9 protein-coding genes are annotated in these 15,417 nt (G+C 74.8%); 6 read left to right on the top strand and 3 right to left on the bottom strand.

What is annotated here, in order from left to right:
• Positions 1–3: 3 nt before the first annotated feature.
• The 4 genes from ABZ172_RS16965 to ABZ172_RS16950 all read left to right on the top strand — a co-directional run bounded on the left by ABZ172_RS16965 (position 4) and on the right by ABZ172_RS16950 (position 7,852).
• On the top strand, positions 4–3,861 hold the full coding sequence (locus tag ABZ172_RS16965) for a DUF5682 family protein (protein ID WP_356884508.1): 3,858 nt from the start codon (positions 4–6) through the stop codon (positions 3,859–3,861).
• The gene (locus ABZ172_RS16960; RefSeq protein WP_356884507.1) at positions 3,858–5,684 is read left to right on the top strand and encodes a hypothetical protein; all 1,827 of its coding nucleotides are present in this window, start codon (positions 3,858–3,860) and stop codon (positions 5,682–5,684) included. Before ABZ172_RS16965 ends, ABZ172_RS16960 begins: the two co-directional genes overlap by 4 nt.
• 485 nt (positions 5,685–6,169) lie before the next feature.
• Entirely contained in the window at positions 6,170–6,382 is a 213-nt protein-coding gene (locus ABZ172_RS16955) for a hypothetical protein (protein WP_356884506.1), read from the top strand.
• Positions 6,383–7,090: 708 nt separating this feature from the next.
• Positions 7,091–7,852: a hypothetical protein gene (locus ABZ172_RS16950; RefSeq protein WP_356884505.1), complete on the top strand. Its 762-nt coding sequence runs from the start codon at positions 7,091–7,093 to the stop codon at positions 7,850–7,852.
• A gap of 216 nt (positions 7,853–8,068) precedes the next feature.
• On the opposite strand, the gene ABZ172_RS16945 is transcribed toward ABZ172_RS16950, so the two are convergent.
• The gene (locus ABZ172_RS16945; protein WP_356884504.1) at positions 8,069–8,722 is read right to left on the bottom strand and encodes a hypothetical protein; all 654 of its coding nucleotides are present in this window, start codon (positions 8,720–8,722) and stop codon (positions 8,069–8,071) included.
• A 22-nt stretch (positions 8,723–8,744) separates the two neighbouring features.
• On the bottom strand, positions 8,745–10,208 hold the full coding sequence (locus ABZ172_RS16940; RefSeq protein WP_356884503.1) for an alpha/beta hydrolase: 1,464 nt from the start codon (positions 10,206–10,208) through the stop codon (positions 8,745–8,747).
• A 186-nt stretch (positions 10,209–10,394) separates the two neighbouring features.
• Here ABZ172_RS16940 and ABZ172_RS16935 point away from each other — a divergent pair, with 186 nt between their 5' ends.
• Together ABZ172_RS16935 and ABZ172_RS16930 are read left to right on the top strand one after the other, a co-directional pair.
• Positions 10,395–11,591 (top strand): histidine kinase, encoded by a 1,197-nt coding sequence (locus ABZ172_RS16935; protein ID WP_356884502.1) that lies wholly within the window; start codon positions 10,395–10,397, stop codon positions 11,589–11,591.
• Positions 11,592–12,269, top strand: coding sequence for a response regulator transcription factor (locus ABZ172_RS16930; protein WP_356884501.1), 678 nt, complete (start codon positions 11,592–11,594; stop codon positions 12,267–12,269). It abuts the gene before it with no gap.
• 53 nt (positions 12,270–12,322) lie between these two features.
• Here ABZ172_RS16930 and ABZ172_RS16925 read toward each other — a convergent pair whose 3' ends face one another.
• On the bottom strand, positions 12,323–15,385 hold the full coding sequence (locus ABZ172_RS16925) for a glycoside hydrolase family 38 C-terminal domain-containing protein (RefSeq protein ID WP_356884500.1): 3,063 nt from the start codon (positions 15,383–15,385) through the stop codon (positions 12,323–12,325).
• Between the last annotated feature and the right edge of the window lie 32 nt (positions 15,386–15,417).

Raw genomic sequence — 15,417 nt, 5'->3', positions numbered from 1 at the left:
CGGATGAGCCAGTCGACCGGCCCGGACACACGGGGCGCCGCTCCGGGCACGCAGGACACAGCCGGGGCCCCGGCCACCGCTGACGCACCGTCCGCCGGTGCGGCGCGGGGCCCGGCGGCGGACGGACCCACGACTCCGCAGGCCGCGGTGGCGGCCCTCGCGGCGGCCGGCCCCGGACTGCCGTTCCTGATCGGGGTGCGCCACCACGCGCCCTCGCTCGCGGCGGCCCTGCCGGTGCTCCTGGACGAGGCGACCCCCGACGTCCTCCTCGTCGAGCTGCCCGCCGAGTTCCAGCCGTGGCTGGGCTGGCTCGCGCACGAGGAGACCGAGGCCCCGGTGGCGCTGGCGGCCGTGCCCGCCGACGGTACCGGGGCGGCCGGCGAACGCGGTCCCGCCTTCTACCCGTTCGCTGATTTCTCGCCCGAGCTGGTCGCCCTGCGGTGGGCGGCGCGCAACGGGGTCCCCGCCGTGGCGTGCGATCTGCCGCTCGCCGACCGGTCCTGGGCGCGGGGCGCGCCGGACGCTCCCGTCCCCGTGTCCCTCCCGGACGCGGGGACGGAATCCGCGCGGGGGCCGGGACGCGGACTGTCCGCCGCGCTCCGCGCCCGGCTGACCGGCCGGGACGGCGACGACCTGTGGGACCGGCTGGTGGAGGCCCCGGCCCCCGGTTCGACGCCCGAGGCCCTGCGCCGTGCCGCCCTCCTCACCGGGTGGGCGCTGCGCCGCGAAGCCGAGGCGGGGGACGGCGTGGACGCCCGGGACCTGGTGCGCGAGGACTGCATGCGCGGGCACATCGCCGAGGCACTGGCGGGCGGGCGGCGGCCCGCCGTGGTGGTGGGAGCCTTCCACGCCCCGGCGCTGCTGCCGCCCGTCCCCGGTGCCGGGGAGACGCCGGCCGCGCGGGAGCCGGGCGCGTCGGCCGTCCCGCGGCGGCAGGAAGCGGACAGCACCGTGGGGGGCGCGGCGGAGGGGTGCACGGTCTCCCTGATCCCCTACACCTATCCGCTGCTCGACTCGCGGTCCGGATATCCGGCGGGCATCCGGGACCCGGAGTGGCAGCAGACCGTTCTGGAGGCCGCCGGGTCGCCGCACGCGCTGCACGAGGCGCTGATCCGTACCGCGGTCCGTGTCTGCGCGGCGCTGCGCGAACAGGGCCACCCCTACGGCCCGGCGGACGGCCGGGAGGTCGTGCGGGTCGCCGGGGACCTCTCACGCCTGCGCGGGCTGCCCGCCCCCGGTCGCGGCGAGTTCCTGGAGGCCGTGCAGACGGTGCTCGGGCGCGGCGAGACCTACGGGACCGGCCGCGCCGTGGCCCGGGCTCTCGAACACGTCCTCGTCGGGACGCGCACCGGACGGCCCGCACCCGGCGCTCCGCGCAGTGGCCTGGGCCCGGCCGTGGAGGCCGAGACCGCGGCGCTGTCGTTGCCCGGCCCCGGGGAGGCCGACGAGAAGGATCCTCGTGATCTGCGGCTCGACCCGGCCCGCTCCGCCCTCGACGGGCGGCGTGAGCTGCTGCTGCGCAGGCTCACGGTGTGCGGGATCCCCTACGCGCAGGAACAGCAGGTGACCGGTGCCGCGGGCACGGAGGGGCTGACGACCCGGTGGCAGGTGCGGTGGACGCCCGCGACGGCCGCGATGCTCAGCGCGGCCGGGGCGCGGGGCGTGACCCCCGCGCAGGCGGCCGAAGGGGTGCTGCGGCAGCGGTGCGCGGCCGAGCGCGCGCAGGGCGGTCCCACGGCGGCCCAGGTCGTCCGGGGCCTCACGGAGGCCGCCGAGTGCGGCCTCCCCGCCCTGGCCGACGAACGTCTCGCGGACCTCGCGGCCGTGCTCCCCTCCAGCGGCACCCTCCCGGAGATCCTCGCCGGGCTCGACCTGCTGGACCGGATCCGGGCCGGCCACCTGCCGGCCCTGGCGGCGCCCGGCGCTCCGCCGTCCTCCGGGGCCGACGAGGACCCGGACAGCCCCGTCCCGGCCGCCGGCCTCGCGCGGGCCGGCCGTGTCGCGGAGGCCGCGGAGCTCCTCACCTCGGCAGCGGTTCGCCAGGTCGACGGCCTGACCGGATCCGAGGATCCCGGGGACGCCCGCGCTCTCCTCGAACTGGCCCAGCGCGCGGACCGGGTGGGCGGCATCCGCCTCACCGACGCACTGGTCCGGCTGACCGCCGACGGCACCCCGCTGATCTCCGCGGCCGCCGGAGCCGTACGCGTGCTCACCGGCCACGAGGAGGCCGCGGCCCTCGGGGTCCGCGTCGCCTCCTGGGTGGACGGTGCGGTCGACTCCGCCACCCGCACGGCGCTCACCGCCCGCCTCACCGGCCTCCTGACGGCGGCGGGCCCGCTCCTGACGGTCGGAGCGGACACCCTGGATCCGCTGCTCCGCCGTGTCGTGGAGCTGGAGGACTCCGCGTTCCTCGCGCGGCTTCCGGCTCTGCGCGGCGGCTTCGACACCCTGAGCCCGGCCGCCCGTGACCGGTTGCTGGACACCGTCGAGGAGCGGCTCGGCGAGCGGGTGGAGAGCCTCGACGCCGACGACCCCTCAGACCTGGCAGCCCGGACGGCCGCCGATCTCGCGGCCCGCGCCCTGCTCACCGGGCTCGGCCTGCCCGTGCCGCCTCCCGCGCACGACGACCGGTTCCCACCGCGGACGGACCCGCTCGCCGCTCCCCCGCCGGCCGCCCTCTCGACCGCACACGCCTGGACGGGCACCTGCGCCGTGCCCGAACCGGCGCAGGCCGGTCTTCCCGGAGCAGCCCCGGCACGGACCCTCGCGCCCGCCGACCGGTGGCGGCTGGTCCTGGGCCGCCGCCCCGACCGGCTGCCGTCCGGCGCGTCCCGGCTGGCGACCGCACTGGACGAGCTGTACGGGCAGGGCCGCGGCGAGGGATCCCGGGCCGGCCTGCCCGGCCGAGGAGGTGGCCGCGAGGCGTCGTTCCCCGGCGTGCGGGAGTGGTCGGAGGAACTGGCCGCGCTGTTCGGCCCCGGCATCCGCGAGGAGGTCCTCGCCACCGCCGCCGCGACCGGCCGGCAGGACGTCCTCGCCGAGATCGACCCTGCGGCCGCCACTCCCTCCGTGGAGCTGCTCCGTACGGTCCTGCGCTACGCGGGCGGCCTTCCCGAGGCACGTCTGGCGGCGCTCAGGCCCCTGGTGCGCCGTCTGGTCGACGAACTGACCCGACAGCTCGCCACCCGGCTGCGGCCCGCCCTCACCGGCACGATGCTGGCCCGGCCGACCCGCCGGCCGGGCGGCCGGCTGGACCTGCCCCGCACGCTGCGCGCCAATCTGGCCACGGCCCGCAGGGCGGAGGACGGGACGGTCCGGGTGATTCCCGAGAGGCCGGTGTTCCGCAGCCGTGCCCGTCGGTCGGCGGACTGGCGCCTCGTCCTGGTCACCGACGTCTCCGGATCGATGGAGGCGTCCACGATCTGGTCCGCGCTCACCGCCTCCGTGCTGGCCGGGGTGCCGACCCTGAGCACCCACTTCCTCGCCTTCTCCACGGAGGTCGTCGACCTCACCGGGCACGTGCACGATCCCCTCTCCCTCCTGCTGGAGGTCAGCGTGGGCGGCGGCACACACATCGCCGGGGGGCTCCGGCACGCGCGCAGCCTGATCACGGTGCCCACGCGGACCCTCGTCGTCGTCATCAGCGACTTCGAGGAGGGCGCTCCGCTCGGCGGGCTGCTGGCCGAGGTGCGGGCTCTGGTGGGCACCGGAGCGCACGTCCTCGGGTGCGCGAGTCTCGACGACGCGGGCCGGCCCCGCTACTCGACGGGCGTCGCCGGTCAACTCGTGGCCGCCGGGATGCCCGTGGCGGCACTCAGTCCGCTCGAACTGGCCCGCTGGATCGGGGAGAAGACCGCATGACCGCTGTCCCGCTGCCACCTGTCGCGCCGGAGGTCACGGCCGTCCTGGTGGAGGAACTCTCGCCCCGGCTGCGCAAGCGGCTGGACGCCGCCGTCACCAAGCTCGGCGCCCGCCCGGCGCACCGCGACGGGGACACGGTGACGCTCGCGGTCGACGAGGAGACCGCTCTGCGCCTGCACGCCCCGGGCGGCGTGGTGGCGACGCCGGACGGCATCACCTGCGGGTGCCTCCTCGCCCCGGCCTGTGTCCATCGCGCGGCCGCCGCCTGCGCCGCCCCCGCGGCGGACCCGGTTCCCGAGGCGGCGGAACAGGCGGAACAGCCGGACCCGGCCGCACCCGTGGCGCCGTCCGAGGACGCCGGCGCCGACGGCGCCGACGCCGACGCCGACGCGGCGGCCGAAGTGGCGACTCCGGCCCAGCGTGCGGCGGCCGGCTCCGTGTGGTCGGCGGCGGCCGCCGTGCTGGAGGCCGGAGTCGGCGGCGCCGGTGCCGTCGCCCAGGCGGCGCTCCTCCGCGCCGCGCACACCGCCCGGCTCCAGCAGCTGCCGCGCGCCGCGGGCGCCGCGGTCTCCGTCGTCACGCTGCTGCGCGCGGCCCGCGCCGGGGATCCGTCCTACCGCACCGCCGATCTCATCACCGCTCTGGCCGAGGTCCTGGGGACCGCGCACCGGGTGGGGACCGCGTCCGGTGCGGAGCTGGCCGCCGTCAGGGGCCGGGCACGCCGCCCGTACAGCCCGGACGGCTCGCTGCGCCTGTACGGTCTGTTCACCGAGCCCGTGGTCACCGACTCGGGTCACGGCGGCGCCCGGACCTGGGTCGTCGGCCCCGGCGGACGGCTCTGCACGGTCGGCGACGTGGCACCCGGCGGTGTCGGACGCGCCCTGGGCGTGGCCGATCGCGCCGTGCGCCTCGGGGAGAGCGCGCTCACCCACCGGGAACTGGGCCGGGCCGGGCTGGCGGTCTCGGGGGCGACGGTCTCGGCGGACGGCAGGCTGGGCGCCGGGAAGACGGTCAAGGCCGTCACCGCGCGCGGGGCGGCGTGGACGGATCCGCCGCTCGCCGCCCTGTGGGAGACACCGCCGTCCGAGCAGGCCGCGCGAGCGCTGCGGTCCACGTCCCGGTACGCGGACCCGGAGGGCGGGGGCAGCGATCTGCTCTTCCTGGACGTCGAACTCCGCGGCGCCGTGCGGGATCAAGGCGGCACCTGTCTGCTGGCCCGGTGCGACGGCGGTGTCCAGGTCCGGCTCACGGTGGCCGACGACGACCCCGCGCTGGCCCACCGGGACAATCTGATGCTGCTGGCCACGGCACCGGGGACACGGCTGAGGATCATCGGCCGCCTGGTCCCCGCACCGGACCCCAGGGTCACCCTGCTCGCCTGTTCCCACCCCACCGGAGAGGGCACGGTCGACCTGGGCTTCGACCGTCTGCGCCGCGCGGACCTTCCCGTCCCGGACGGCCGTGAGCACCCCGCACCGCTCGAACACGACCACTCCGGCGCGCACTCCCCCCTGCACCTCCTGGAGCGGCGCGTCGAACAGACGGTCCCGGCGGGCCGCGCCGCGCTCGGCATGCTCGGTGACGTCTCCGCAGAGGCCCGCCGTCTGCGCCGGGCGGGCCTCCCCACGGCAGCCGGCCTTCTCGTCGCCCTGGGCGCCTCGGCGGCCCGACGGGAACGCGACGCCTTCGGCCGGCTGCTCCCCGCCGACACCGACGGCTTCGCCGCCCACTGGCTGTCCGCCGCCCGGTACGCGTCCGCCGTGTCCGAGTCCCTGTGCGCGGACGCCTGGAGGCCGGCGCAGGAGGGAGCGTCCGCCCTCTGACGAACAGCCCGCCCCGGACGAGCAACCGGCCAGGCTCACCCGGACCGGGGCGCTCGTGGCAGGTCGCGCCGGGCGGCGGCCGTCGGGGCGAAACCGGTCCGGCGGTCGGCGGGGCCTACGGGTCCGGCATGCGTGCCGGTATGGACGCCGCCCGCGCAGCGGGCACGCGAGCCGCCGCGGGTCGGCCCGTTCCTTGGTGGGGCCCGTTCCGGGCCTGTGGCCGGTCGCGGTGGCAGCGGGCGACTGGACGGGCTCCGGACCCTCCGCGCCGGGGCTGTCCCCGGCCGTTCCGCAGGCGCGGAGACAGCACCGGTCACGCCGCACGCCGATCGGCGGCCCCGTCACCGCCGAGGTACTTTCGTGACTCTGTGCGGCCCTGGCGGACCACCCGGTGAACGGTTCCAGGGAGCGGCCGTCGGCGGGAATGACTTCTGGATCTTCGGGCACGTGAACGGCGTTACCGTCAGGTCTAGTTGGAGGACGACATGGGCAACCGCACATGGCAGATGATCCCGTCGAGCCGGGGCGTGAGTGCCCTCTACCTGGTGGCCGGTGTTCTCCTCGCCATCAGCTCGGCGTATCAGTTGACGGACGAGATGGCCGTGCTGCCGCTGCTCTCCGGCCTCGCCGCCGTGGCGCTGGTGATCACCGCCATCGTGGGTCTGGTCCGTCCCGGCTCACGCACCCCCACGCACTGACCGGACCGGTCGGCTTCGACGGGCTCGTGCGCCGAGCACCACGAGGGGGCGCGCCGGAGGTGTGGACACATCGGGCGTCAGCCGATGCCGCGCCCCCGCTCCGCCGGGGCGCGGCATCGGCTGACGCGGGGTCATGGACGGTGAACGCCGGTCCGTGCCCCGCGCTCCGGCCCGTGTGCTCACGTCTGCGAGTGCCCGGCGCTCCCCCGGCGGGCACGCCGAGCACCCGTCAGGTCATCGGCGTCCCCCGTCGTCCGGCTGCTCCCGCCGACCACTCCGTCTCGGGACAGGCGTCGGAGTCCGTCGCCGGGCGATCGTCGGCGGGAGCAGCCGGACGACGGCCGGATCGTCACCTTCCGTGACCGGTGAGGGCCGGGGCGCGTCACCGTGACGCGTTCCGCCGCGAGCGGGTTCCCGGGCTCGAACCGCGGGCGAAGGGGAGAACGAGCGCCGCCGTTCGCGGCCGGGTGACCCGCCTGGCCCTGAGGGCCCGTCACGTCCAAGGTCACGTGAGAAATGTGAACGGGCCGAGGAGACAGTGACCCTTTCGCACCCTCGTGTCCCACGGTCTCGCCAGGAGTGTCCTGGTTCCGTAACCGCACTTTTCAGTGATCGTCATGCCGGTCAGGCTGGTGATCAACCGAGTGACCAGCTCGGTCGGAATGACCAACCGACCGCATCATCACCACCAGGAGAGGGATTCCTGACATGCTTCGCAGCTACCACCGCAAGACCGTTCTCACCGCCGCCGCTCTGATGGCCACGACCGTGCTGCTGACGGCCTGCCAGGGGGAGAGCACGGACAGTGACAGCAAGTCGAGCGGGACCCCGGCTTCGAACTCGGCCGGCACGGGGAAGTCCGGCGACGGGGAGAAGGGCACCGATGCCGTCGGGACCCGGTCGAGCGACGGCTCGGGCAGCGAGACCGGCAGCAAGGGAGTGACCGGCGAACGAGCCGGAGAGGTCTCCTACATGGCGCCCGGGAAGTACATGATCACGGGCAAGGACGACTTTGGGCAGGCGTTCTTCGTCTCCGAGAGCACCGAGATCCAGGGCGCGGGCACGATCTGCGGGGACGCGAACGGACAGGCCGCCACGCCCTGCACCGAGGAGCAGCTCGAAGCCGCGGCCAAGAAGGGATTCGCGGCGTCGGTCGAGCTCAAGAACGGTGTGGCCGTCAGCGTCGTCGAGGACCGTGCCGGCGGCGGGGACACCTCCGACCTCTTCACCGGGAAGCTCGGGTACATGGCCCCGGGCAAGTACAGCCTGAAGGGCGAAGACTCCGAGCGCGCGTTCTTCACCTCCACCGAGACCCGGATCAACGGTGCCGGCTGGATCTGCGGCGACCCCAGCGACGTCATCGACTGCACCGAGAAGGATCTCGAGGCAGCGGCCAAGAAGGGCGGCATCGCCGTCATCGTCAAGATCAAGGACGGCGTCGCCGTCACCATCGACGAGGCGCACAACTGACCCTCGGAGAACCGGCGGGGACGGCGCTGGACGGCGGTGTGACACCCGTGCACCGCCGTTCCCCGCACCGCCTCGGCCCAGGCCCCGTCCCGGACTCAGGCCCCGTCTCGCACATCCGCGAGGCTGGGCCTGACGCGTCGCACCGGAGCCGGCCGTCTGGTGGTCCCACCCCGGGCCGACGATCCGCGGGCGGCCCGGGGTCCCACCCCGCCGGGGTCAGCCCGCCGCGCCGTCGAGCAGCCGGCTGTACCGCAGCCGCAGGGCCCGCTCGGTGCCCGCCACCAGGGTGACCAGGGTCAGCGCGAGATTGGGCCAGAAGGAGAGATCGACCGGCGCGGTGAAGGCGCCCACCCGCTCGGCCACCGGGGGTACCGCGGTGATCTGTTCGGCGACCTGGGCGACGAGCACGACCAGGGCGACGAGGAGCACGGTCAGCGAGACGGCGCCGATCATACGGCTCAGCACCGGATGGGCCCGGTCGAGACGGGCGCGGCGGCCCTCGGCCGAGGCACTGTCCGGGACGAGCAGGTGCTCGGTGCCCTTGGTGGTGACGTAGTGGCAGCGCCGGAGCCCGAAGCCGCTCAGCCGTACCTCGACGGTGCCGCCGGGGACCGGGAAGGAGGCGGGGAGCTTCGACCGGGCGTGGTGCCTGCCGTCGAGGTACAGGTCGGTCCCGGCCGTCTCGGACGTCTGGTCCTGGCCCCGCTTGACGTCCACGGCGTAGACCGCCTGTCCGCCCAGCCCGTCGGGCAGGCGGAGGTAGAACAGCGAGCGGTAGGGCAGCTGCCACCAGCGGAACCGCTTGAGCGGCCGTCCGTCTCCCGGGGTGATCCGCCGGGCGGCCCGGCGGCTTCGCATCTCCTCGAACATGTCCGATGCCTCCGCTGCTCGCTCACGTGCCCGGTTCCGCCGCGCAGGCGCGGTCCCGCGCGGGGCGTTCCCCGGTGGTGAGGAACGTCGTCGCGGCGTCCTTGACGCACCGGTTGCCGCCGTACGGGTAGACGCCGTGTCCGCCCTGGTCGGCCGTCACCATCACGGCCCGCTCGCCGAAGGCCCGGCGCAGTTTCCGGGCGCCGGCCAGCGGTGTGCCCGGGTCGCGCTCGTTCTGGACCATCAGCACGTTCGCGGGTCCGTGGCCGGTGATGCGCACCGGCGGTTCGGTCCGCTCCCGCGGCCAGAAGGCGCAGGGGTTGATGCTCGCCGTGGAGCCGCCCAGCATCGGGTACTTGACCCGGTCGACGGCGACGTTGCGCTGGTACTCCCGGACGGTGTCCGGCCAGCGTGAGTCTCCGCAGACCACGGCGAAGCGTGCGGCCATGAGGTTCTCCACGTCGTCGGTCAGCTCCGGGAGCGGCAGCGTGGCGCCCGTGTCGACCGCCTGCCAGAACTCGGCGAGCCGGGGCATGGAGCCGTCGGCGTAGAGCTGCTCGAAGGTGTAGGCACGGAGTGCGGTCCCGTCGACGCCCTGGACGGGCTTCGCGTCCAGCTTCTCCACGAGCTCGTGGAAGGTGGCGGTGATCTCCTGCGGGGTGGAGCCCAGCCCGTACTCGGGGTGCCCGGCGGCGTAGGCGGCGAAGTCGGGGAAGCGGTCCTCCATCCCCCGGGCGAACAGCCGCATGGCCGTGACGTCGTAGCCGCCGGGGCCCAAGTTGCTGTCGAGGACGATCCGGTCACCGCGCCGCGGGAACAGGGTCGTGTAGACCGCGCCGAGGTAACTGCCGTAGGAGGCACCGAGGTACGACAGGTTCGGCTCGCCCAGGGCTGCCCGGATCCGGTCCATGTCGCGGGCGGTCTCGGCCGTGGTCATGTGCGGCAGCGTCTCCGCCGTCCGCGCGCTCGTGCACTGCGTGGCGATCCTGCGGGCGTGGCCGGCCTCCCGGGTGACGTCGGCCGCGGTGTGCGCGTACGGCGGGAAGTTGCCGCGCCACTGCTGCTCCTGCGTCAGGTCGCAGGTCACCGGCGCGCTGCGGCTGACACCGCGCGGGTCGAAGCCGATGAGGTCGTACGAGTCGAGCACCTCCTGCGGCAGTCCCGCCGCGGCGAGTACGGCCGGGTAGGTCAGGCCTGCGCCGCCCGGGCCGCCGGGGTTGGTCAGCAGGACGCCGCGCCGCTGGGCGGGCTTCTCGCTGGCCAGCCGGGAGACGGCGATCTCGATCTGCCGGCCGCCGGGGTCCCGGTGGTCGAGCGGGACTTCGAGCGTCGAGCACTCCAGGCGGGGCGCGGAGGCCCCCTCGGGGCAGGGACCCCAGCGCAGGGTGCCCGGCGCCGTCGCGGTCGTGGCGGACGACGCCGCCGCCGGGAGGGCGGTCATCGCCACCGTGACGGCGGCGAGAGCGAGGGACAGTCTTCTGCGCATGGGGGTTCCTCCTGTGGGGGGTGTGACCGGCTCGTGAACGAGTCTGTCCGCCGGGCGAGGGAGGCACATCGGCCCGGCGGACGGGCCGTGTCCCGACCGCGGGAGAGGTACCGGTTAGACCTGGGTCTAGGGCGCCTCGGTCCGCGGTCGGATCCGGCGGTCCCGCGATATGGGGACAATGGCCTGGTGAACACGGATGTGGGGCCTCGGCTCGGGGTGTGGCAGCAGACCTGGCGGCTGACGGTGGCGGTCGTGGTGAGCCTGCCGATCTGGCTGTCGACGCTCGTGCTGATGCGGAACCAGACCGGCAGTCCGGGCACCTGGACCCTGGTCGCCGATCCGCTGGTGGCCCTGGGCTGCCTGGCGGTGCTGCTCGGGCGGCGCCGGTGGCCGCTCACGGTCGCCCTGACGGTCGTGATCGCCTCCAGCGTGTCGGCGCTGGCCACCGGCGCCGCGCTGCTGGCGATGTGCTCGCTGTCCGCCCGCCGTCGCCCGGTGGAGATCGGGGCCGTCGTCGTCGCCTATGTGACGGCGTCACAGCTCGCCGTCGACGTGTACCCGTTGGAGCAGCCGCCCGAGGTGTGGTGGTGGGCCCAGTTCGCGGCGCCCGCGCTGACCGCGGGGATCGCGGTGGCCGCCGGGATGGCGGTCGGGGCGCGGCGGGTCGAGGTGCGGTCGCTGCGGGAGCGGGCGGAGAGCGCGGAGCGGGAGCAGTACGCGCGTGCGGCGCAGGCACGGACCCTGGAGCGCAACCGGATCGCCCGCGAGATGCATGACGTCCTCGCGCACCGGATCTCCCTGGTGGCCATGCAGGCCGGGGTGCTCGACCACCGCGGCGGCGACCTCGCCGCCGACGAGCGCCGCGTCCTGGTCCGGGGAATAGCGGAGGGTTCCCACCAGGCGTTGGAGGAGTTGCGGGAGGTCCTCGGGGTGCTCCGCGCCGACCCCGGCCGGCCGGAGCCGCCTCAGCCCTCCCTCGACCGCGTCCCGGACCTGGTGGCCGACGCCCGCGCCTCGGGTCTCGACGTCACTCTCACCGACACCGTGTCCGGGGCGCCGCCCGGCGGCGTCGGGCGGACCTGCTACCGGATCGTCCAGGAGGCGCTGACCAACGCCGCCAAACACGCTCCGGGAGCGGTCGTGCGCGTCACCCTCGCCGGCGCCGCGGACGGCACCCTCGACATCGGCGTGCGCAACGGACCGGCCCCCCTGCGCACGGCACCGCCGCCGGCCTCCGGCTTCGGCCTGCTGGGTCTCGGCGAGCGGATCGCCCTCGCCGGCGGCGAACTCGACCACCGTCCGACACCCGAGGGCGGATACGTCCTCACCGCACGGCTGCCCTGGCCGGACGGTCCCGCCCACAGCTACGAGAAGAGCGCGTGAATGGACAACCGGCAGGCCCCCGTCCGTGTCGTCATCGTCGACGACGAACAACTGGTGCGCATGGCCCTGCGGCTCGTCATCGACGGCGAACCGGACCTGACCGTCGTGGCCGAGGCGGCCGACGGGAACGCCGCTCTGGCCGTGGTGGACGAACTGCGGCCCGACGTGGTGCTGATGGACGTGCGGATGCCGGGGCGGGACGGTCTGGACACGACCCGGGAGCTGCTCGCCCGGCCCGCGCCGCCCCGGGTCCTGATGCTCACCACCTTCGACTCCAACGACCTGGTGCTCGGGGCGCTGCGCGCCGGGGCGCTCGGTTTCGTCCTCAAGGACACCCCGCCCTCCCGGATCCTCGACGCGGTGCGGACCGTCGCGGACGGCAACCCGGTGCTCTCCCCCGCGGCCACCGCACGGGTGATCGCGGCGGCCACCGGTCCGGACTCCTCGCACACCCGTGAGCGTTCGCGGGCCGCCGCGCGCGAACGGCTGTCCGTGCTGACCGAGCGGGAGCGGGAGACCGCCCGGGCCATCGCGGACGGGCTGGACAACCCGCAGATCGCCGAGCGGCTGCGGATCACCGTCGCGACGGTCAAGGCGCACACCGGCGCCCTGTTCGCCAAGCTGGCCGCCGAGAACCGGGTGCAGGTCGCGCTCCTGGTCCGCGACGCGGAGGACTGAGCCGCCGTACGGCCCCGGTCGAGCGAGCCCGGCCGTCCCGCGGTCCCCGCCGTTCAGGCGCGAGGGGTCAGCCGCACCGTCACGATCTGGAAGGGGCGCAGCGCGAGCCGTACGCCGTCGGCGGTGACGGGCAGGTCGGGGCCGCCGTCGACGGGGCGTTCGAGCAGGTCGGTCGTGGTGGCGGCGGCCAGTGGGAACCCGGCGCGCAGGGTCGTCGTGGCGCGCCCGCCGAGCGATTCGTAGAGCCGTACGATCACGTCTCCCGAGCGGTCGTCCGCGAGCTTGACCGCCTCGATCACGACGGCGCGGTGGTCGGCCTCGGCCGGCGGGGCGACGGTGCTCGTGCCGGCGCAGGTGCGTTCGGCGAGGTTGAAGCGGTAGCCCTCGCGGACGGCGTCGCCGATGTCCGCGCCGATCACCAGGCCGTAGCGCAGGTGGTGTTCGCCCTGGTCGGTGTCCGGGTCCGGGAAGAGCGGGGCGCGCAGGAGCGAGAGCCTGGCGGTGGTCGTCGTGCCGCCGTCGGGGCGGACGTCGTGGGTGACGTCGTGCCCGTAGGTGGAGTCGTTGACCAGCGCCGCTCCCCAGCCCGGTTCCGCGACGTGCAGGAAGCGGTGGGCGCAGATCTCGAAGCGGGCGGCGTCCCAGCTGGTGTTGGAGTGGGTGGGCCGCTGGACGTGGCCGAAGGGGATCTCGCTGGTGGAGTGCCGGGCACGGAGGTCGAAGGGGAAGGCGACCTTGAGGATCTTCTCCCGTTCCCGCCAGTCCAGGACGGTGTCGATGTCGAGTCGGCGGGTGCCTTCCTGGAGGGTGAGGCGCTGGCGGACGCGCGACCGGTTGACGTGCCACACGATCTCGACGGCGTCCTCGTGGGCGGTCACCGTCTCGGCCCGGTCGATGTCCTGCACGGTGTTGCGGTAGAACGCGTCCAGGTCCCAGGCGTCCCACTGGTTGGGGAAGTCCTGGTGGAGCTGGAGGAGGTTGCCCGCGGCGCCGGGGGCGAGCGCCTCGCGTCCGGCGGTCAGGTCGTACGCCGACGTGATCAGGCCGCGGGCGTCGACGGTGATCCTGACCAGGCCGTTGTCCAGGACGAGGCTGCCGTCGTCGCCCGGTCGTACGGGTGCCGTCCGCAGGGGTGCGCGGCGGGGGGCGGCGGCGAGTGCAGGCACGCCGTCGCGCTCGTGCGGGGCGGCGTTGAAGACGACGACGCCGCCCTCGGGGTCCGGCGGTCCGGCCAGGGCGCGCTGGGCGGTGTCGATGAGGGCGTTCAGTTCGCGGGCGGCCTCCGCGTGGGCCTGCTCCGTCTCCCGGTGCACCCAGGCGATGGAGGAGCCGGGCAGGATGTCGTGGAACTGGTGCAGCAGGACGGTCTTCCAGATGCGGTCGAGGGCGGCGTACGGATACGGCTCACCGGTCCGCAGGGCGGCCGTCGCCGACCACAGTTCCGCCTCCCGGAGAAGGTGTTCGCTGCGCCGGTTGCCCTGTTTGGTGGCGAGCTGGCTGGTGAGGGTGCCCCGGTGCAGCTCCAGGTAGAGCTCCCCGACCCAGACCGGCGCGTCGGGGTACTCCGCGTGGGCCCGGGTGAAGAATTCCGCGGGCCCCTCCATCGCGACCTTCGCGGATCCCTCCAGGTCGGCGAGCCGGTCGGCGCGCGCCAGCATCTCGCGGGTGGGACCGCCCCCGCCGTCGCCGTAGCCGAAGGGGACCAGGGAGCGGTTGGCGGCCCCCTTGTCGCGGAAGTTGCGTTCGGTGTGGCCGATGTCGGCACCGGAGAGGTCGCCGTTGTAGGAGTCGACGGGCGGGAAGTGGCTGAAGACGCGGGAGCCGTCGATGCCCTCCCACCAGAAGGTGTGGTGCGGGAACGCGTTCGTGGTGTTCCAGGAGATCTTCTGGGTGAGGAACCAGTCGATGCCGGCCAGCTTCATGAGCTGGGGCAGCGCGGCGTTGTAGCCGAAGGTGTCCGGCAGCCACATGTCGCGCGTCTCGACGCCGAACTCCTCCAGGTAGAACCGCTTGCCGTGGACGAACTGGCGGACCAGGGACTCCCCGCCGGAGAGGTTGGTGTCGGGTTCGACCCAGAGGCTGCCGGTCGGCAGGAACTGCCCGGTCGCGGCCTTCTCCAGCACCCGGGCGTAGACCTCGGGCCGCTGTTCCTTGAGCCAGGCCAGCTGCTGGGCCTGTGACATGACGAACCGGAACCCGGGGTGGTCGTCCATCAGCGCGGTGACGTTCGAGACGGTGCGGGCGGCCTTGCGGACGGTCTCGCGCACCGGCCACAGCCAGGCCGTGTCGATGTGGGCGTGGCCGACGGCGGAGATCCGGTGGGCGCCCGCGTGCGCAGGTGCGGCGAGCGCGGGGGCGAGCAGGGTCCTGGCCCGTGCGGCGGTGCCGCCGATGTCCTGGAGGTCGACGGCGTCGAGGGCGGCGCTCACCGTGTGCCGGATCTGGCTGCGGCGGGTGGAGTCCTCGGGGAGCTGGTGCATGAGTCCGGACAGGACGTCGAGGTCCTGGACGAGCTCCCAGACCGTCGCGTCGAAGACGGCGAGGTCCATCCGGGTCAGCCGGTACAGCGGCTCGCCGGCGGATCCGGTGTTCCCCCCGTCGCGCAGCCAGGAGGCGACATCTCCGGCCCGGGTGGGGACGAAGGGGTCGCCCGCGGTCGCGGAGTCGAAGATCAGCGGGTTGGCGGCCGCCTCGATGTGGAACTCGAAGTCCTCCCCGCCCTGGGCCTGTTCGGCGACGAGGAGCCAGGTGTTGCGTGGATTGAGGGCCTTCACGGGGGTGCCGTCGGCCCGGTGGACGAGGCCTTCGGCCGAGAAGCCGGGCTGGGTGGTGCCGAAGCCGAGGTCGAGCACGGCCTCGACCCGCTCCCCCGCCCAGTCGGCGGGGACGGTCCCACGGATCCTGAACCAGCTGGTGGACCAGGCGGGGCCCCACGGTGCGCCGGTGCTGATCGGTTCGTAGGGTCCGGCGATTCCCGCGCTCACCGGCACGGGTTCGCCGGACACGTGGTGGGCGCTCACCTCCAGCGGCAGGGAGCGGACGTGGACTGCGGGCCTGAGGCGCTGGTCGAGCACCCGGGCGAGACGGCGTTCGGTCAGCAGGCGGTCGTCGTGCATGGGGACTCCATCGAAGGTTGCGCGCGCGGAGC

Source organism: Streptomyces sp. NPDC006296 (assembly GCF_040613235.1).
Classification (GTDB): Bacteria; Actinomycetota; Actinomycetes; order Streptomycetales; family Streptomycetaceae; genus Streptomyces.
Note: the sequence above shows the minus strand (reverse complement) of the source record. Positions and strands in the feature narration are given on the sequence as shown.